Annotated in this window: 12 protein-coding genes; 7 read left to right on the forward strand and 5 right to left on the reverse strand. The window is 75.7% G+C overall.

Annotation, left to right across the window (positions count from 1 at the left end):
• Positions 1 to 137 precede the first annotated feature (137 nt).
• Positions 138 to 2,564: a PQQ-binding-like beta-propeller repeat protein gene (locus WME97_RS20050; protein WP_437553985.1), complete on the forward strand. Its 2,427-nt coding sequence runs from the start codon at positions 138 to 140 to the stop codon at positions 2,562 to 2,564.
• A gap of 21 nt (positions 2,565 to 2,585) precedes the next feature.
• On the opposite strand, the gene WME97_RS20055 is transcribed toward WME97_RS20050, so the two are convergent.
• Together WME97_RS20055 and WME97_RS20060 are read right to left on the reverse strand one after the other, a co-directional pair.
• Entirely contained in the window at positions 2,586 to 2,954 is a 369-nt protein-coding gene (locus WME97_RS20055) for a septal ring lytic transglycosylase RlpA family protein (protein ID WP_437555439.1), read from the reverse strand.
• A 191-nt stretch (positions 2,955 to 3,145) separates the two neighbouring features.
• A complete protein-coding gene (locus WME97_RS20060) occupies positions 3,146 to 3,697 on the reverse strand; it encodes a hypothetical protein (RefSeq protein ID WP_437553987.1) in 552 nt (183 codons plus the stop codon).
• Between the two features lie 315 nt (positions 3,698 to 4,012).
• Between WME97_RS20060 and WME97_RS20065 the strand changes: the two genes are divergently transcribed.
• From WME97_RS20065 to WME97_RS20075, 3 genes are read left to right on the forward strand one after another with little or no spacing between them, the layout of a single operon-like run.
• On the forward strand, positions 4,013 to 4,654 hold the full coding sequence (locus WME97_RS20065) for an RNA polymerase sigma factor (RefSeq protein ID WP_437553989.1): 642 nt from the start codon (positions 4,013 to 4,015) through the stop codon (positions 4,652 to 4,654).
• 60 nt (positions 4,655 to 4,714) lie between these two features.
• A complete protein-coding gene (locus WME97_RS20070) occupies positions 4,715 to 5,587 on the forward strand; it encodes a hypothetical protein (protein ID WP_437553991.1) in 873 nt (290 codons plus the stop codon).
• A complete protein-coding gene (locus WME97_RS20075; RefSeq protein ID WP_437553993.1) occupies positions 5,575 to 8,079 on the forward strand; it encodes a hypothetical protein in 2,505 nt (834 codons plus the stop codon). Before WME97_RS20070 ends, WME97_RS20075 begins: the two co-directional genes overlap by 13 nt.
• Here WME97_RS20075 and WME97_RS20080 read toward each other — a convergent pair whose 3' ends face one another.
• A complete protein-coding gene (locus WME97_RS20080; protein WP_437553995.1) occupies positions 8,080 to 8,856 on the reverse strand; it encodes a sigma factor-like helix-turn-helix DNA-binding protein in 777 nt (258 codons plus the stop codon).
• A 242-nt stretch (positions 8,857 to 9,098) separates the two neighbouring features.
• On the reverse strand, positions 9,099 to 9,617 hold the full coding sequence (locus WME97_RS20085) for a MerR family transcriptional regulator (RefSeq protein WP_437300694.1): 519 nt from the start codon (positions 9,615 to 9,617) through the stop codon (positions 9,099 to 9,101).
• A 455-nt stretch (positions 9,618 to 10,072) separates the two neighbouring features.
• Between WME97_RS20085 and WME97_RS20090 the strand changes: the two genes are divergently transcribed.
• From WME97_RS20090 to WME97_RS20100, 3 genes are read left to right on the forward strand one after another with little or no spacing between them, the layout of a single operon-like run.
• A complete protein-coding gene (locus WME97_RS20090) occupies positions 10,073 to 10,864 on the forward strand; it encodes an alpha/beta fold hydrolase (protein WP_437553997.1) in 792 nt (263 codons plus the stop codon).
• Positions 10,861 to 13,551, forward strand: coding sequence for an ABC transporter substrate-binding protein (locus WME97_RS20095; protein ID WP_437553998.1), 2,691 nt, complete (start codon positions 10,861 to 10,863; stop codon positions 13,549 to 13,551). Before WME97_RS20090 ends, WME97_RS20095 begins: the two co-directional genes overlap by 4 nt.
• On the forward strand, positions 13,548 to 14,660 hold the full coding sequence (locus WME97_RS20100; RefSeq protein WP_437554000.1) for an ABC transporter permease: 1,113 nt from the start codon (positions 13,548 to 13,550) through the stop codon (positions 14,658 to 14,660). The genes WME97_RS20095 and WME97_RS20100 overlap by 4 nt, the downstream gene beginning before the upstream one ends.
• A 15-nt stretch (positions 14,661 to 14,675) precedes the next feature.
• Here WME97_RS20100 and WME97_RS20105 read toward each other — a convergent pair whose 3' ends face one another.
• Positions 14,676 to 17,723, reverse strand: coding sequence for a response regulator (locus tag WME97_RS20105; RefSeq protein WP_437554002.1), 3,048 nt, complete (start codon positions 17,721 to 17,723; stop codon positions 14,676 to 14,678).
• Positions 17,724 to 17,813: the final 90 nt, after the last annotated feature.

Here is a 17,813-nt window from a genome sequence, read left to right on the forward strand (position 1 = left end):
GCGTCGCAGGGCGCCTCGGGCCGCGGCGCGCCCGGCGCCAGCGCCGTCTAGCCAGGTGGCACGTGCTTGTCCACTCCGCGGCGATCCGCGCACAAAACTTAGGACCGGGCCGCGCGCTGCCTAGCATCCGTCGGCGGATGCCCGGACTGTCACTTGTCGCCGACAACACCCGTTGCTCATCGGAGCCCGAGCGCACGTCGCTGCACGATGTGCTCGACTTCGTCCTGGAGGGGGCGCGCAACGCGCCTCCTCCGCTCGATGGAGCGGCGCTGCCGCTACGCGCCGAGACCGAGGCGCTGCCGCTGCTCTGCGAGCTCGCCGAGGCCGCGGCGGAGCTCGCCTCCGGACGCCGCGCGCGCGCGGTCGTGCGCCTGTGCCTCGAGCCCGACCCCTGGGAGCTCGGGCTGGAGCGCGTGGGCCGCGACCTCCTCGTCACCGTCTTCCAGGGCGGGGACGTGCCCGAGGTCGCCCTGCACGAGCGGCGCTTCGACGGCGAAGCGCTCTGCGCGCGCCTCCTCGCGGCCATCGACCGGTTCGCCTCGCGCAGGGGCCCGGGCGCGCGCCGCGACGCCGCCTTCGCCGAGAACGACGCGGATCTCGGCGGGATCGGCGAGCAGCGGCTCCCGGCCGCGCGGCGGTGCCTCGCGGCCTCCCTGCCGTTCTCGCCCGACGAGGCGGGAGGAGAGCCCGCGATCGTGGGCGTCGAGCCGACCGGCGAGATCCCGATCGCCATCGCGGCCGAGGCGCTCCTGCGCACGTCGCAGGGCGCGGCGCTCACGCAGCCGGCCGTGCTCCGGGCCGACCTCTTCTCGCTCCTCTTCCGGGGCAAGATCCGCGTGCTCGTGGGCGAGGAGGCGCGGGAGCTGCCCGACGTCTTCGTCTTCCCGTTCGCCGAGCAGCTCGCGTCGCTGTCGCTCGAGTCGCTCGACGCGTGGGCGCGGCGCCAGCCCTACCACCGCCGGCTGACCGTCGGCGGCGCGATCCTCGGCGTCCGGCTGCACAGCGAGGGGGCGCTGTCGCTCACGCTCGGCGTGCCCCGCGTGGGCCGCGTCCCCTCCGCGGATCCCCGCGCGCCCGGCGCTGGCCGCGTACCCTCGTTCGCGGCCGCCGAGGAGCGGGCGCAGACCTGGACCTTCCCGGCCGTCGACGTGGCGGCGCTCGCCCAGGGCGTGGTCGCGTTCGGGCGGGCGCTCGCGCGCAGCCTGGTGCGCCGCGATCGCGGGCAGACGTCGAACCTGCGCCTGTTCGAGTTCCGGGCGCGCGTCCGCGCGCTCTCCGAGCGGCTCCGCGAGCTCACGCGCAACGACGCGAAGATCAACGTGGCCCCGGAGACGTACCGCGCCTTCGCGGCGGCGGCGCGCCCGCAGGCCGCGGCCGAGGACACGTTCGGGCGGACGCGCCTGCGCTTCACGGCCCGGTGGATCGCGGCGATCCCGTCGCTCGATCTCCGCGCCACCTTCCTCTGCGGCGACGTGCTCGTGGTGGGCTCGACGCGCGAGCTGACGTGCATCGATCGGCGCACCGGCGAGTGCCTGTGGCGCAAGCCTGCGCCGCGCGCGGTCTCGGTGATGACGCCGGTCGGCCTCGGGCGGCTCCTGCCCGACGGCACGCTGCAGCTGCACGATCTGTCGAGCGGCGAGGTCGCCTGGTCGACGCGGCTCTCGCCGCGCGTGGGCGCGAACGCCTCGGGCGCGGTGGTGAGCGGCCCCGGGCTGCCGCGGATGCTCATCGTGAGCGAGGGGACGCGCCACCTCGCGGCCGTGGACCTCTACTCCGGCGAGGTGCGCTGGCGCTACGCCGCGCGGCGCGGCGAGAACTTCCGGCTCCGCCGCGCGGGCAAGCTCGTCCTCGTGGGCAGCGGCGAGCCGGCCCTCGCGGCGCTCGACGTGCTGAGCGGCGAGGTCGTGTGGCGCTTCTGCGACCGGCTCCCGTTCGCGTCGCCGGTGGCGGTCGATCACGACGCGCTCTTCGCGCTGGCGGGCGACGGCGCCTTCGTCGGCCGCGGCGGGGCGCGGCTGCACCACCTCGACCCGTGGTCCGGCGAGGCGCGGTGGACGGTCGATCTGCCGAAGCACGTGGCGCCGGTCGGCGCGCCGCTGCTCGGGCCCGAGACGGTGTGCGTGGTGACCCACGGGCGGCGCGGCACGGGGCTCGTCGGGATCGATCGCCGCACCGGGGCGACGCGCTTCGATCTGACCGCGTGCGCGTCGATGGCCTCGTGCCTCATGGTGGACGATGTGGTCGTCGTGAACAGCGAGGCAGGCGAGATCGTCGGGGTCGGCGCGCACGACGGCGCGGTCCGGTACCGGCACGTCATCGCGGGCGGCGTCGAGGGCGACAGGCCGCGGCGGCTCGAGCCGGTGCTCCGCTCGGGCGCGCTGTTCGTGCCGCAGAGCGAGGTGCACGTCGTCCGGCCGCGCGACGGCGCGCTGCTCGGCAAGGTGCCGACGGACCTCATCCCGGATCTCCTGCGGGTCGACGAGCGGTGCGACGTCTACGTGGCCGAGGAGAGCGGCCACCTCGCGGCCTTCTCCGCGGCCCCGCGGCTCAGCCTCGTCCAGTAGCGGTAGCCGCGGCGACGCGCGTCAGCGCGGCCGCCGCGCCGGCTTCCAGATGAGCTCGAGCGTCACCTGGGTGACGCCGTCCTCGATGAGCCCGATCCGCTCGGCGGCCCTGCGCGACAGATCGATGATCCTGCCGCGCTTGAACGGGCCGCGGTCGTTGATCCGCACGCGCACGCGGCGGCCGTCCCGGCGGACCACGTCGACCACGGCGCCGAAGGGCAGCGTCCGGTGCGCGGCCGTGAGCGCGCGCGGGTTGTAGCGCTCGCCGCTCGCGGTGCGGCGGCCGTTGAACTTGTCGGCGTAGTAGGTGGCGCGCCCGCCCTGGATCGGCGTCCCCTTCGCCGCGCTCCGCGCGCTCGCGGGCGCGATCGGCGTGGAGACGCCGTCGATGTCGTCCGGATCGTCGTCCTCGGCCTGGTGCCGCGGGGGCGCCGGCGGGGTGCTCGGCGCGACGCCGAGCGCGATCGGCGCGTCGGCTCCCGTGCGGGGCGCTGCAGGCTGGTGAGCGGAGCAGGCGGGGGTGCAAAAGAGGAGGAGGAAGGCGAGGGTCCTCGCCACGCCGCGGCGTCCACCGGGCGTCATCACGTCGCCTCCGGCGCGGCGCGATCGGCCGACGAGGGGTCGAGGTCGGCCGCGGGCGAGGTCACCGCGGCGACCAGGGCCAGGGCCGAGGGCTCGCCGCTCCCCGCCCCGTCCGCGGACGGCGCCGCCTGGGGCCTGGCCTTGGCCCGCACGAACCCGGCCAGCTCGCGGAACGGCACGCCGGTCGGGCAGATCCTCTCCTTCTCGGCGAGCACCTCCTCCGGCACGTGCGCGAGCGCGAGCGCCGCGGCGTCGAAGTCCGGCATGCTCCGCGACGACGCGAGCACCACGGTCATGAGGCCGCGGTAGGCCCCCCTGGAGGCCGCGATGCGCTCGGCCTCCCCGAGGTCGCAGCGCCCGCACGCGATGCAGCGGGAGAAGCGGGGCAGGGCCGCGCGCTCGGCGGGCGAGAGCGGCGGCAGGCCATCGGCGTCGTAGTTCTCGCGGAAGAGCGCGAGCCCGCTCGGACCGTCGTCGAAGAGACGGCGCACCGCGACCTTGAGGAACGACCACGCGAGGACCGCGAGGGCCAGGGCACGACCGGAGAGCACGATCCGTCCATAACCCGAAACAGGCCCGCGCGCCGAGCCGATGCGCGCGGGGTCTCCAGATCGGCGCCGGGCGCGTGAACCCGCGTTAACAGCGCCTCGGGCACGCGCAGGTCCGCGGCGACCCGCCGCCGCTGCGATGACCCCTGCGACGCGCGCTCGTCGCCCGAGCTCCGCGGCGCCCGAGATCGCGCGCCGCGCCGGCGCTCCGCGGCGGATCGCGCGACGACGGCCGCCGCCGGGCGAGGACGCCGCGCAGCGACGCCGCGCCCTCGCGCATCGGTCCTCGCTGGCACGTCGGGTGCACAGGAGCGAGGCATGCCCAACGACTTGCTTCTCTGCGACAACGGACGCTCCGAAGACCTCGGCGACCTCGCCGAAGGTGCGCTGGTGGAGGCGATGATCGCGGGGGACGAGCGCGCCTGGCGCGCCTTCCACGCCGGCTACGATCGGCTCGTCCACCGCTGCATCAGCGGCGTGATCGCCCGCTTCTCCGCTGTGGTCGCGCAGGACGACATCCGCGACATCCACGCAACGCTGCTCGTGCAGCTGCTCTCGAACGACATGCGCAAGCTGAGGACCTTCGACGCAGGCCGCGGCGCGCGGCTGAGCTCCTGGATCGGCACGCTCGCCGTCCACTGCGCGTACGACCATCTGCGATCGAGGAGGCGCGCGCCGCGCTGTGCCCCGCTCGACGACGCGGCCGTCGAGCTCCCCTGCGAGCGCCCCTCGCCGCAGGAGCACGCCGAGCGCCGCGAGCGCGCCGCGCTCGTGGGGCAGGTGCTCCACGCGTTCTCCAACAAGGACCGCGAGTTCGTCGCGCTCTACTTCGCCGAGGGCCTGCCCCCGGAGCAGATCGCGGCGCGGATGGGGATCAGCGTGAAGACGGTGTACTCGAAGCGCCACAAGATCCAGAGCCGCCTGGAGGCGATGCTGTCCAGCGTCAGCCTCGCGGCGTGACGTGTCCCTCCCCCGAAGGGGGCTCGGCGGCCGTCGGCCCTGTGGTATGAGCCGGAGAGGATGGCTCGCCCGCCCCGCACCTCCTCCGCGCTCCCGCTCATCGCGGCCGCCGCCCCGCTGCTCGGCGCGTGCGGCGGCGGCGACGGAGATGCCCCCGCGATCCCCCTCGCCGACGAGCGCGGCGGCGGCGCGCGCGTCGCCGAGATCGTCGGTGACGCCGGCTGGCTCGACCCGGAGGACGAAGAGAGCCGGCGCTGCGCCGCGCCGCCCGCTCGCCGCGCCCACGTCACCGGCGCCACCCTCGTCGCCATCGACAGCTTCGACGAGACCGGCGAGGGCGCGCGCGGCAACCACTACGTGCAAGACAGCGCCGACAAGCCCGTCCCCTACTCGGGGATGACGGTCTTCCAGCCCGCGTTCGACCCCCCGGATCTGCGGCTCATCCCCGGCGACGTCGTCGACGTGCTCGGCGAGCTCACCGAGTTCCTCGGCCCCGCCGCCGGCCGCTTCGGCGGCTGCCGCACCTTGCCCGAGCTCGGCGGGACCATGAGCTTCCGCTTCGAGGACCGCCCCGCCGTCCCGATCCGCGTGCCGCTCGACGACCTGAGGGGCTACGCGTCGGCGCGCCCGTACATCGGCATGCTCGTGCGGGTCGAGGGCGTCAGGATCGCCGGCGACCCCTCGAGCCGCGACGGCCGCTACGCGGCGTCGATCGACGTCGGGACCGGCGTGCGCCCCGCCGACGTCCCGCGCCTCTCGAACGAGCTCTACGATCTCGAGCGCGAGGGGCCGCCGCTCGCGGACGGCGCCTCCTTCCGGTCCGTCACCGGCGTGCTCACCTACTTCTACGGCTTCAAGATCGCCCCGCGTTGCCCGGCCGATTTCCAGCTGGAAGGCGCGCCGCTGCCCTCCGACGACGCATGCGCTCCCTGAGGCCCGCGCTCCTCTCGCCGCTCGTCCTGCTCGCGGCCTGCCAAGGCGCGGCGCCCGGCGGCCCGTCGGCGCCGGGGCACGCCCTCGCCTCGACGCCCGAGGGCAGCGTCGGGCGCATCGAGGTGCGCCACCTCGACGCCCGTCCGCGGCTCGCGCTCGTCTCGCGCGACGGCGATCCCGCGCCCGCGCTCGTCGTCTCGGTCGCGACCGATCTCGGCTCGGTCGCGACGACGGCGCTCGCCAGCGTGGTCGAGGCGCGCCTGCTCGCCGCCGGCTTCGACGTGGACGCGCGCATCGACCGCGGCGCCTTCCGCGTGCGCTTTCTCGTCAGGGACGCGGCGCGCGTCGCGCCGTTCCTGCGCGCGCTGTCGGCGGCGTTCGCGCAGCCCATCGCGTCGGGCAGCCCGGAGGTCGCCCGGGCCGCGGAGCGGACGCAGGCGCTCCGATCGAGCCCGCTCGACGCGCCGGAGCTCTCGCCGATCGCGGCCTGCACCGGCCAGCTGGGCCTCGCGGGCGCCGAGCCCGTGGTCGATCTGGCGACGCCCGCGGGCGCGCGGGAGCTCGAGGGGTGGCGCGCCGCGGCGCTGCACGCCGGGCGCACCTCGATCGCCGCCGTCGGCCCCGCCGCGTTCTGCGAAGAGGCGGCGCGCGCGGCGGAGGGCATCGACGCCTGGCCGGCGGGCGGCCCGCCCACGGACCCCTGGCCCGCGGCGGACACGGTCGGCGTGTACACGACGAACCAGCTCGGAGGGCGCGCCGCCCGCGTGACCGTGGCCGCGCGCGTCGCGAGCCCCCAGGCGGCCGTCGCCGCGGCGGAGCGGCTCGGCGCGCCGGGGTCCCCGCTCCGCGCGCGCCTCTCGGCGCTCCCCTCCCCGTTTCGCGCCGTCGAGGTGCTCGGGGTCGCCCGCCCGCGCGGCGGCTGCGTGAGCGTGACCATCGAGGCCGCCGATCTGCCCACGGCCCCGCCCCTCGAGGCCTCGGCGGCGCTCGCGGCCGCGGTGGCGCGGCAGGAGATCCGCCGCGGCCTCTCGGCGCCGGCGCACCCCGACGTCGCCACGCGCCAGGTCCTCACCGCGCAGGACCCTCGCGACGCCGGCGCGCGCGCCTCGTGGTGGGCGCTCTCGGGGAGCGCCCCGGGCGCGCCGCCGGAGCGGTGGGCGACGGCGCTCGGCCTCCCTCCGAGCGCCGACCCGCCGAAGCCCGCGGCGCCGGGCGAGGCCGGCGCTCGGCGCTTCGAGGCCGAGCTCTCGCGCGCGCTCGCGCCGGGAGCCCAGCCCTCCCTGGAGCGGCGGGCGCTGGTCGAGCGCGGGCAAGGCGAGGTCTGGGTCCTGCTCGGGAGCCCGTGCGGCGTCGCCGAGGAAGGGCTGTACGACGCCGGCGCGACGGCGCTCGCCGCGCTCGCCGCCGTGCAGACCCGGCGGCGCGAGCTCGACGTCACGATCGAGCCGTGGGTCACGGCGGATGCCGTCGGCGTGATCGCGCACGCGCCGTTCCGCGACGAGCGCGAGACCCCGGCCGAGCTCGGGCGCCGCGTGGCGAACGCCGCCGCGCGCACGGTCGCGGCGACGACGCTGGGCCCCGAGGCGCTGACGCTGGCGCGCGCCGCGGCGCTCCAGCACCTGGAGCACCTCTCCGGAGGGCGGGCCGCGGCGCTCGAGGCCTTCGCCTCCGCGATCGCGCCCGACCACCCGTCCTGGATCGAGCCGTTCGGCGTCTGGGACCGGGTGGCGAGCGGCGCGATCGAGACCGTACAGCTCCGCTGGCAGGCCCTCGCGACCGGCCCGCTCCGGCTCGCCGTCCTCGCGAACGCCGACGCCTCCCAGGCGGCCGCCGCAGCGGAGGCCGCCGAGCGCTGGCTCGCGCCGCGGCTCACCCCGCGCGGGTGCGGCTCACCGGACGGCGCGGTGGTGCCCCGGCCCGGTCACCACGACGCCCGCCTGCCGGCCGGGGCGGCCCTGTCGCAGGCCGTTGTCGGCGCGCGGCTCCCTGCGGCGCGCGAGGCTTCTCCCACGGCGCGCGAGCTCGCCGAGCTCACGGCCTTCGCCCTCAACGGCGAAGGCGGACTGCTCGCGGCCGCGCTCTCTCCCGCGGCGAGCACGGCGTCCCCGGCTCCAGCCAGCGCTGCGCCGGCGAAGCGGCCGCTCGCGGCCCGCGCGAGCGCGCGCGTCCTCGGCGGGACACGCGCCGCGGCGCTCGCCGTCGAGCTCAGGGCAGAGGCCGGCGAGCTGAGCGAGGCCTCGGCCCGCGTGAAGGAGCTCCTCGCCGGCCTGGCGCAGCGGGTGACCGACGCCGATCTCGGCCGCGCCGAGGCCCACCTCGCCCGGCGGGAGCGCGACGCGCTCGCGGAGCCCAGGCGCCGCCTCATCCACCTGTTCAACGGCCGCCCCTCCCGCGCGGCCGCCCCGAAAATCACGCTGGCCGCATGGCGCGCCTTCCTGGCGGGCGCGCTCGGCGCGGGCGCTATCGTGACCGTCGAGGCCCGGCCCGACTGATCACTCCCCGCCGTCGAAGTCGCCCGCGTCCTCGAGCTCGGCCGGCCGCCCGGCGCTGGTCGCGTCGAGGCCCTCGTCATCAGCGTCGCCGTCCGCGCACGTGGCCTCGTCCTCGTCCTCGTCGACCTCATCCTCGTCGTCGTCGTCGTCCGGCTGGGTCAGCACGGGGAGCCGGCGCTTGCCGACCGGACCCTCGTCGACGTAATCGCGCAGCGCCGACATGTCCTTCAGCGCCTCTAGCTTCGCGAGCGCCTTGACCTCGACCTGGCGGATCCGCTCGCGGGTCAGGTTCATGATCGCCCCGACGTCCTCGAGCGTCGTGCCGCCGCGATCCGCGACGTCGAGCGCGCACGTCTCGTTCATGTCCCAGACCTCGAGATCGGGGAAGTTCAGCTTGATGGCGCCCGTCCTGGCGGAGACGTCGAGATAGAGGTGGTGCTGGCACGAGACGTACGGGCACGGCCTCGGACCGTCGACGCACTCGGCGCGGGCCCGCGGCTTGTAGTAGTCGGTCTCGGGGTAGAGCATCCGGCCGATCTCGAGCTCGCGCTTGGTCATGCGCTTGACGCTGATCGTCCGCGCCCGGATCTCGCGCTTCCGCCGCGACCTGCGCTGCTCGCGCGTGATGGCGTTCCCCGACTCCGCGGGGTCGACCTGGAGCGCGAGCGCGCCCTCCACGACGGGCTCCGTTGAGCCCGCTGGGTCGCGATCGCCCTCCGCCGCATCCGCACCGTCCAGGCCGAAGATCTCGAGCTCGCTGTCAGACACCGTCGCCATGCGCTGCCTCCGTTTGGTAGCGTCTCCGCTCTCAAGCGCGCGCGTCTCTCCCCGTACGTCCGAGTCCCAGCTCGAACGCAGAGGGATCCGCTCCTTAAGCCCGACGTAAAGCCGGATGCCGTCCCTAAAAAATTGCGACGAAACGAGCCGATGCCCGTCCCGTCGATCGCATCAAACCCAGGTGGGGCCGCGCCCGCGGCCCCATGTACTTCACGACGACGAAAGCCCCGCGACTCGGCCCCTCAAGAGGAAGCCGCCTGTTTCGTGAGCCGCGCTTGCGCCATCAAGCGCTCTTCTATCAACGCCAGCTTGGAGACGAGCTCCCGCGCGAGCGACTCTGCGCTCGCGAGGTCCTGGGCTATCGCCCTGCCGCTCGTCTCGCTCCGCCTCTCCTTGGCGGCATCCCTGAGCGCATTGAAGACCTTGGTCATCGTGCGCTCGAGCTCCTCGATATCACCTCTCACGAACAGGAATTCACGCTGGATCTCTTCGATGGTGTAGTCCTGGGCCATCATCTCTTTGATGCGCTGAACCTGGCGGACTACCGTGGCCGGATACATCCCCTGCGAGCCCTGGTGCTTGCCCTTGCGCCCCACCCGCACACTTCGCGGGAGCAAGCCGAGCTGCACGTACTTCCGGAGCGTCGCCTCGCTGAACTTGATGCCATGAGCCGCGAACAGCTCGAGGATATCGCTCGATGTGATCCCCTGGGCGTGCTCCCGCTCGATGCGATCAAGCACCTCCTCAGGGATCCTCTGCACCGGTCCTCCCATCGATCGCCGGAGGCCCTACCCAACCGACGCGGGCGACTCTATTCCACTGAATGGAATACAGTCAATTGACGCGACTACGATTATTGTGTGGCTGTCGCGAGACGCGGTGCTTTGCCGGGGTTCTTGACAACCCTCGGACATTTTTCGTCCGTAGGAGCGACGCGTCGGCCCGCCCGGCACGGCGCGGGTCGGGGGCCGGGGTGGGAAAAAAACGACGCGCGGTGCAATGGGTGCGAGCAGGGGGGCGCCCGACACCCAGCGGGGCTCGTGCAGCGGCATGCCCCGTACCCTGACACACATCGGTCCTTTCAGACAAAAGGGCTGATAGTCTCGCCGCCACCATGGCCAAAGCCCTCGCCAGCGAGGGTCGGGGCTCGGCCTCTCCCGCCGCCCCCCGACCCGTCGAACGCGTCATCAGGGATGTCACCGCCCGGGGTGTCAGGATGCGGGTCCTGGTCGCCGGCGCGGGCAACGGCCCGGCGCTGCTGCTGATCCACAGCTTCCTCGTCAGCCACCTGGAGTTCGATGACGTGATCGACACGCTGGCCCAGCGGTTCCACGTCATCGCCCCGGACCTCCCGGGCTTCGGCGAGAGCGAGAAGCCGAGCCCGGCGCGGTACGCTTACGGCATCGAGACGTTCTCCGAGGCCGTGGCCGACCTCATCGCCGCCTTCGGCGTCGGCCGCGCGCACCTCGTCGGCCACGCGATGGGCGCCGCCGTCGCGATCACGCTGGCCGCCAACCACCCGGAGCTCGTGCAGCGGCTCGTCCTGGAGGACGCGCTCTGTTACCCGTTCCCGATGAGCTTCAAGATGAAGCTCCCGCTCCTGCCGGTCGTGGGCGGCATCGTCTTCAAGCAGCTCCACGGCCGCGGCACGTTCCGGTCGTACTTCCGCGACGACGTGTTCCGGGCGGACGCGGCCGTGCCGCTGTCGCGCGTCGACCGGCACTACGATCTCTTCAACGCCCCCTCGGCGCGCGAGAGCGCCCACGCGGTGATGCGCGCGGTGCTCGACGCGCGCCCCGTCGTGGCGCGCCTCACCCGGATCACGGCGCCGACCCTCGTCGTGTGGGGGCGCGACGATCGCATCTTCCCGGCGGCGAGCGCGCAGCGGCTCGCCCGCGAGATCTCCGGCGCGATGCTCGAGATCATGGACGCCGGGCACTCGCCCCACGAGGAGCGGCCGGGGGAGTTCGTCGCGCTCGTGACGCAGTTCCTCGAAGGGAAGCGGTGACGGCGGCGGCGCGCTGGGCTCGGCTCTCGCGCGGCGCGGCGCGAGCGGCCGGGCGCGCGGGGCGCGCCGTCCTCGGCGAGGACGCGGCGCGGCGGTTCCTCGGGGACCGCTCGGCGCTGCTCGGGCTCGGGATCGTCGCGCTGCTCTCGCTGTTCGCCGCCGTGGGGCCGGCCGTCATCCCCCACGATCCGAACGCGAGCGACTTCACCCTCGCCCGCGACGCCTCCGGCGCGCCGCCCGGGCCGTCGGCCGCCCACTGGCTCGGGACGGACCCGCTCTTCCGCGACCTGCTCGCGCGCCTCGCGCACGGGGCGCGGCTCTCCCTCGCCGTCGCGCTCTCGTCCACGGCCCTCGCCACGGGGCTCGGCGCGCTCGTCGGCGTCACGGCCGGCATGGCCGCCGGCACGCGGGCGGACGCGCTCGACGGCGCGCTCATGCGGCTCGTCGACGTGATCCTCGCCCTGCCGTACCTCCTGTTCGTGACCGCGATCGGCGTCGCCGTGGGGCGCGCGGACGTGGGGACGATCCTGCTCGTGCTCGGCCTCACGGGGTGGACCGGGGCGGCGCGGGTCGTCCGGGCCAAGACCGCAGAGCTCGCGCAGCGCGATTTCGTGGCCTCGGCGCGCGCGCTCGGCGCGGGGCCGCTGCACATCGTCCGGCGGCACGTCCTGCCGAACGTGGGCGGGACGCTGCTCGCGCTCGCGACCATCAGCGCCGGGCAGATGATCCTCGCGGAGGCCGCCCTCGGCTACCTGGGCGTCGGCGCGCAGCCGCCGACCGCGACCTGGGGCCGCATGCTGCACGAGGCCGAGCCGTACCTCGGGGTAAGGCCGCTGCTTGTGGCCGCGCCGGGCTTCGCCATCGTGCTCGCCGTGCTCGGCTTCCACCGCGCGAGCGAGGGGCTCCGCGACGCGCTCGATCCGGCCGGCGCGGCGCTCCCGCGCGGCCGTCGCCTGCCGGTCGATCTGCTCGTCGCGGGCGCGGCGCTGCTCCTGCTCTCGGGCGGCTCGACGGGCGGCGTCCGCGCGCCCCTCGGCGGCGAGCCGGCGCCGGGAGCGCCCGTGCGCGGCGGGACGCTGCGCCTCGCGACCACGGTCAACGCGCGCGCGCTCGATCCGGCGATCGCCTACGACGAGCTCTCGAGCACCGTCGCGGAGCTCGTCTTCGCCCGCCTCGTCACGTGGGACGAGGGCGGCCGCATCACGCCCGATCTCGCGCGCGCGATCGAGGTTTCGCGCGGCGGGCGGACGTACGTCTTCACGCTGCGCGAGGGCGTGCGGTTCCACGACGGCGCGGAGCTCCGCGCCGCCGACGTGAAGCGCTCGATCGAGCGGACGCTCCACCCGAGGACGCCGAGCCCGGGCGCGAGCCAGTACGACATGATCGAGGGCTTCGCCGAGTACCACGCGGGCGCGGCGCCGCACCTCGCCGGCGTGCGGGTGCTCGGCGATCACGCCGTCGCGATCGATCTGCGCGCGCCGGACGCGACGTTCCTGCCCCTCATGACGCTCGCGTTCATGGCGCCGGTGTGCCCCTCGTCCGGGGCCGCGGTCGACGCGGCGAGCCCGCCGCCGCCGTGCGGCGCCGGCCCGTTCCGCGTCGCGCGGTGGGACCCGGACGGCGGCATCGGGCTCGCCCGCCACGAGGGGTACTTCCGCCCGGGCCTGCCGTACCTCGACGCCATCGCGTGGCAGACCGGCGTGCGCGCGACGACCCAGCGCTACAAGTTCGAGGAGGGCGAGCTCGACGTCCTGCGCGATCTGACCGCGATCGACGCGGCGGCCTACCGCGCCGCGCCCGGGTGGGAGGGGCGCAGGCGCTGGGTGACGCGGGACAGGACGAACGCCGTCTTCCTCAACACCGAGCTCGCGCCGTTCGACCAGCTCGCCGTCCGGCGCGCCGTCGCGCTCGCCCTCGACCCCACCGTGCTGGAGAAGGTGCGCCCCGATCTGCTCGCGCTCGACCGGGTGCTGCCGCCGTCGATCCCGGGCCCCCCGCGCGACGCGCCGATGCGGCAGCACGACCTCCCGCGCGCGCTCGCGCAGATGGCCGAGGCCGGCTACCCGTACGACCCGGCGACCGGGAGGGGCGGCTACCCGGGCGTCATCGACTACATCGCGGTCCCGGACACGCTGGAGCAGGCGATCGGCGAGATCGTCCAGCAGCAGCTCGCCAGGATCGGCCTCCGCGTCCGCCTGCGGCTCGTCAGCTGGGCGACCTACCTCGCCGAGGCCTCGCGGCGCCGCGCCGTCCCCATGGGCTGGGTCGGGTGGCAGGCCGATTTCCCCGACCCGGCGAGCGTCTTCGAGCCGACGCTCTCCACGCGCGCCATCCGCGACGAGGGCTCGCAGAACTACGCCTTCTTCAGCGACGAGGAGCTCGATCGCACGCTCGACGCCGCCCACGCCGAGCAGGATCGCGCGCGGCGCCTCGCGCTCTACGACCGCGCCGAGCGCATCGTCCGCGATCGCGCGCCGTGGGTGCCCACGTACACGGCGCGGCAGCTCGAGCTCTGGCACCCCTACGTGCGCGGCCACGAGGGCGCCGCCGCGCTCATGTCCCGCCTCCACGAGGTCTGGCTCGACCCGTCCGCGTGGCCCGCGGCCGGCGGAGGGCCGCGCGCCGCCGCGCCACGAACCGCGACGCCGCTCCGCGCGCTGCTCGCGCGCGCGGCCCTTCCCCGATGAGCACCCCGCGCGCGCGCCGTGCCTCCACGCCCCGCCCGGGCCGCGCCTCCGCGGTGGGCTCCGCGCTCGCGCGCCTGCTCCGGCGCCTCGGCTGGGCCGCGATCGTCATCGCGGGGGTCACCGCCGTCTCGTTCGGGATAGCGTACCTGCTCCCGGGAGACGCCGCGCGGATGCTCGTCGGGCCGCAGGCCTCGGCGGTGGACCTCGAGCGCGCGCGGGCCATCCACGGGCTCGATCGCCCGGTCCCCGTGCAGTTCGCGCGGTTCGTCCGGCGGCTCGTCCACGTCGGCCCCGCGGGGATCGGCGACGGCGGAGCCCCTGGCGCCCGCGCGGGCGCGCGGGCCGATCCGGAGCACCGCAGCTGCGCGGCGGGGCCGCTCGGCCTGCACGTCGACCTCGGCTACAGCTTCCATTACCGCAAGCCGGTCGTGGACCTGCTCGAGGCGAAGGTGCCGCGCTCCGTCGAGCTGGCGCTGGCCGCCCTGCTGGTGCAGCTCCTGCTCGGCCTCTCGCTCGGGATCGTCGCGGCGATCCGCCGCGGGACGGCCTGGGAGGACGCGGCGCTCGGCGCCACCCTGCTCGGCGCGAGCGCGCCGACCTTCGTGATCGGCCCCGCGCTCCAGTACGTGCTCGCCTACAAGCTCCAGCTCTTGCCCTACGACGGGTACGGCGTCACGGCGGCCGATCACCTGCGCTCCCTCGTCCTGCCGGCGCTGACGCTCGGCGTGTTCGGCAGCGCCCTCTACGCGCGCATCGTCCGCGAGGAGCTCCGGACGCTGCTCCGCCAGGACTTCATCCGCACCGCGCGGGCCAAGGGCGCCTCTCGCCTGCGCGCGCTCGTCGTCCATGCGCTGCGCAACGCGCTCTTGCCGCTCGCGACGCTCGCCGCGCTCGACCTCGGGGCGCTGGCGGGCGGCGCGATCGTCACGGAGAAGCTCTTCCGCTGGCCCGGCGTCGGGAGCATGGCGGTCGAGGCGCTCCAGAACCGGGATGGCCCGCTCATCGTCGGGACGGTGCTCTTCTCCGCGGCGGCCATCGTGCTCGCCACCGTGGCGCTCGATCTCGCGGCCCTGGCCCTCGATCCTCGGCTCAGGTCGCGGTCGCGCTGAGCGCGGACCTCACGCTCACGGCATGCCGGCGAGCGCGCGGCACTCGGCGCCGAGCGAGGAGTCGGGCGAGGAGAGCTCGGCGCACTTGCGGAACGAGGCCCGCCCGCCGCGCCCGGCCGCCTGCTCTGCTGCGCCGCGCAGGTGCCACGCCGCGGCGCTCCCCGGGGAGGCGGCCGTGAGCTGCTGCGCGAGCTGCACCGCCTTGCCGGTCTGCCCCGACTCCAGGGCGCGCATCACGCGCGTCGAGAGGGGCCCGCTCTCGTCCGGCGCGGCAGGCGCGGGCGCGGCAGGCGCGGACGCGGGCGGGGCAGCCGAGGGCTCCGGCTCCCGCGCCGGTGCGGCGGCCTGGCCCGCGGTCGCCGCCGCGCTCGGCGGCGCCGCGTCGGTGGTCGGCGCGTGCGAAGCGCGCTCGGAAGGCGCTCCGGCCGGCGCGGGGCTCGCCGCGGCAGGCTTCGCCCGCGCGCTCGCGGAGGCCGACGCGGCCGGCTGGCCAGCCGGGGCGTCGGCGGGGGTCGCTGCGGAGAGCCCCGCCGCGGCGGCGGCCGCCGGCTCTCCTTCCGGCTCCGACGCGGCCATGGCCGCTGCGGGCACTGCCGCGGAGTGCTGCCCCGCCGGTCCCTCCTCCGGCAAGGGCGCATGGACCGGGGCCGCTGGCACGGGGCGCCCCGTCTGGCCGACCAGCCACACGCCGGCGGCCCCGAGCGCGAGCGCCGTGACCAGGCCGGCGACGATCCGCGCGGTGCGGGCCCGGCGCTCCTCGTGGCGGGGCCCGAAGAGCGTGGCCTCGACCGCGCCGGCGGTCGTGTCGGCGTCCTCGGCCGAGGGATGCTCCTGCGCCGCCATCCCCTCCGGCGCGTCCACCCCGCCGCCGAGGAAGAAGCGCTCGCTCTCGCTGATCGGCCCGCGGTCGCCAGGAGGCGCGTCGTCCGGCGCCGCCGCGAGGCTCGCCGCCGGGGCCGCGCCGGCCGGCGCGGCGTCGGGCAGCGGCGGGGGGGCCACGATCGGGCGCGCCTCCCCGGCCTTCGCTTCGACGGGCTGCGGCGCCTGCGCACGCTCCGCCGCGCGCGGGACGGCGACAGGCGGCGGCGCGTCGCTCGGCGGGCGGGGGCGCAGCGTGGGGCTCGTCGACGCCGCCGGGGTGCGCTCCTCTCCGGCGGGCAGCGCGACGCCCGCTGCCGCCGCAAGCGCAGGCGGCGCTGCCGCAGGCGCGGGTGGCGCCGCGGGCTCGGGAGGCGCCGCTGCGGGCGCCTCGGGGGGCGTGGAGCGAACGCGCTGCTCGGCGGGAGCGGCCGCGGCCACGGGCCTGTCGCTCTTCGTGGAGCGCTGCTTCTGCGCGAAGCTGCGCGGCGTCACGAGCGGTCGCGTGAGCGGGGCCTCATCGCTGCTCGCGAGCGTGGTGTCCTTGTCGAGATCGACCTCGGCGCGCGGCCGCGTGACCCGGGCGGCCTCGGCAGGCGATGCGGCGTTCCTCGGCGGCTCCGACGGCGCGCGGTCACCCGCCGCGACAGGGCGCGTCACGGCGTTCCTCGGCGGCTCCGACGGCGCGCGGCCACCCGCCGCGACAGGGCGCGCCACGGCGTTCCTCGGCGGCTCCGACGGCGCGCGGCCCGCTGTCGCCCCGGCGCGCGCCGGCGCGGCCGACACGGTGCTCCGCGGCGGCTCCGACGGCGCGCGGCCACCCGCCGCGCCGGAGCGCGCCGTCGCGGCCGACACGGCGCTCCGCGGCGGCTCCGACGGCGCGCGCGCCCCCTCCGGCGCGGATCGCGCCACGGCGGCGCTCGCGCTGGCCGCTCGGCCGACCGCCCCTGGCCCGTGCACCGCGCTGCGGGTCGTCACGGGGCGCCCGGGGGACTCCACGTCGGGGTCCCCCGCCGGCGCGTGCAGCTCGTGACCGGGCCGGGAGCGCGGGAGCACCGCCGGAGAGACCCGGTTCGAGAGCGGCGCCGGGACCACGGCGGCGTCCTCGAGGTCGTCGGGGCCGGCGTTCCCCGGGCTCCCCTCGGGGTAGTTGGAGTTGGAGCGCCGCGCGCTCGACGGCGACGAGAGCGGCGAGAACTCGTCGTGGAACGCCGCCTCCGGCTCGCTCGGCACCACGTCGTCGGGCGGGAGCGCCGCGGCGGGCACCAGCAGCCCCTCGAAGTAGAGCTTCGAGATGGTCGAGAGCGTCGAGAGATCCTCGAACGGGGACGCGTCGACCACCTGCATCAGCGTGCGCTTGCCGTCGAACAGGCGCAGGATCCCGTTCAGCTCGTCGGGGATCTCGTTCAGCCGCTCCAGCAGCTCTTCGCTGTCGACCTCGAACACGGTCGCGAGCGACGGCAGCGCCTCGAGGAGCCGGCCCCACTCGTCGACGCGGCGCATGCCCTCCATGAGGAGGCCCTGCGTCGACGTCTCGATCCCGTCGGGGTTGTCGACCTTGCAGAACTCGACCTCGAACGTCCCCTCGTTCCACAGGAGCGCGCGGTAGACGGCCTCCTCGCCGCAGAGCCGGCCGAGCGTCGCGTCGACGACCTTGCCCTCGCGGAAGTAGACCTGGGCCTCGTTGTCCGCGTGCGACAGGTGGACGATCCCGCTCTTCCGGCTCACCTCGAACGTCTGCAGCAGATCCACGACGTTCATGTCGAGGATCGACCCGGAGAACCTGGTCCGCCCCGTCGTCGAGAAGTGGCGCGTCGTGATCCCCTCGCGCGTCCGCCGCGCGAGGAGCAGCGTCACGCGCGCGATGAGCTCACGCACGAAGATCGGCTTGGTGAGGTAGTCCTCGACGCCGAGCTCGAGCCCCCGGATCTTGTCCTCGATGGACCGCTGGCTCGTGAGGAAGACGACCGGGATCGAGGCCCAGTCGGCGCGCTCCTTCATCTTGCGGACGAGGGCATATCCGTCCACGTTGGGGAGGCGCGTGTCGCTGAGGACGAGGTCCGGCGTGGAGACCTCGAGCTTCGCGAGAGCGTCCGCTCCATCCTTCGCGGTGGTCACGCTGTAACCGGCCTTTTTCAGGCTGACCTCGAGGACCCGAACGCTGCGCGGATCCGCGTCGACCAGGAGGAGCTGTTGCTTGGCCACTAGAGGTTTCCGCCTCGCGAAGGATGGCGAGCCCGAACGGACGCTGTCAAGCGCTCCGCCCTGAGCGTCGCCGCTGCCGTCGATCGCTTG

Origin of the sequence: Sorangium sp. So ce367, from assembly GCF_051520455.1 — a bacterium.
In the GTDB taxonomy this organism is placed as follows: Bacteria; Myxococcota_A; Polyangia; order Polyangiales; family Polyangiaceae; genus Sorangium; species Sorangium cellulosum_B.

Excerpts from the sequence above, each read along its gene's own strand:
- WME97_RS20080 (WP_437553995.1), bottom strand. The coding sequence starts at position 8,856 with ATGGCGACGGTGTCTGACAGCGAGCTCGAGATCTTCGGCCTGGACGGT.
- WME97_RS20090 (WP_437553997.1), top strand. The coding sequence starts at position 10,073 with ATGCGGGTCCTGGTCGCCGGCGCGGGCAACGGCCCGGCGCTGCTGCTG.
- WME97_RS20070 (WP_437553991.1), top strand. The coding sequence starts at position 4,715 with ATGGCTCGCCCGCCCCGCACCTCCTCCGCGCTCCCGCTCATCGCGGCC.
- WME97_RS20065 (WP_437553989.1), top strand. The coding sequence starts at position 4,013 with ATGCCCAACGACTTGCTTCTCTGCGACAACGGACGCTCCGAAGACCTC.
- WME97_RS20050 (WP_437553985.1), top strand. The coding sequence starts at position 138 with ATGCCCGGACTGTCACTTGTCGCCGACAACACCCGTTGCTCATCGGAG.
- WME97_RS20075 (WP_437553993.1), top strand. The coding sequence starts at position 5,575 with ATGCGCTCCCTGAGGCCCGCGCTCCTCTCGCCGCTCGTCCTGCTCGCG.
- WME97_RS20100 (WP_437554000.1), top strand. The coding sequence starts at position 13,548 with ATGAGCACCCCGCGCGCGCGCCGTGCCTCCACGCCCCGCCCGGGCCGC.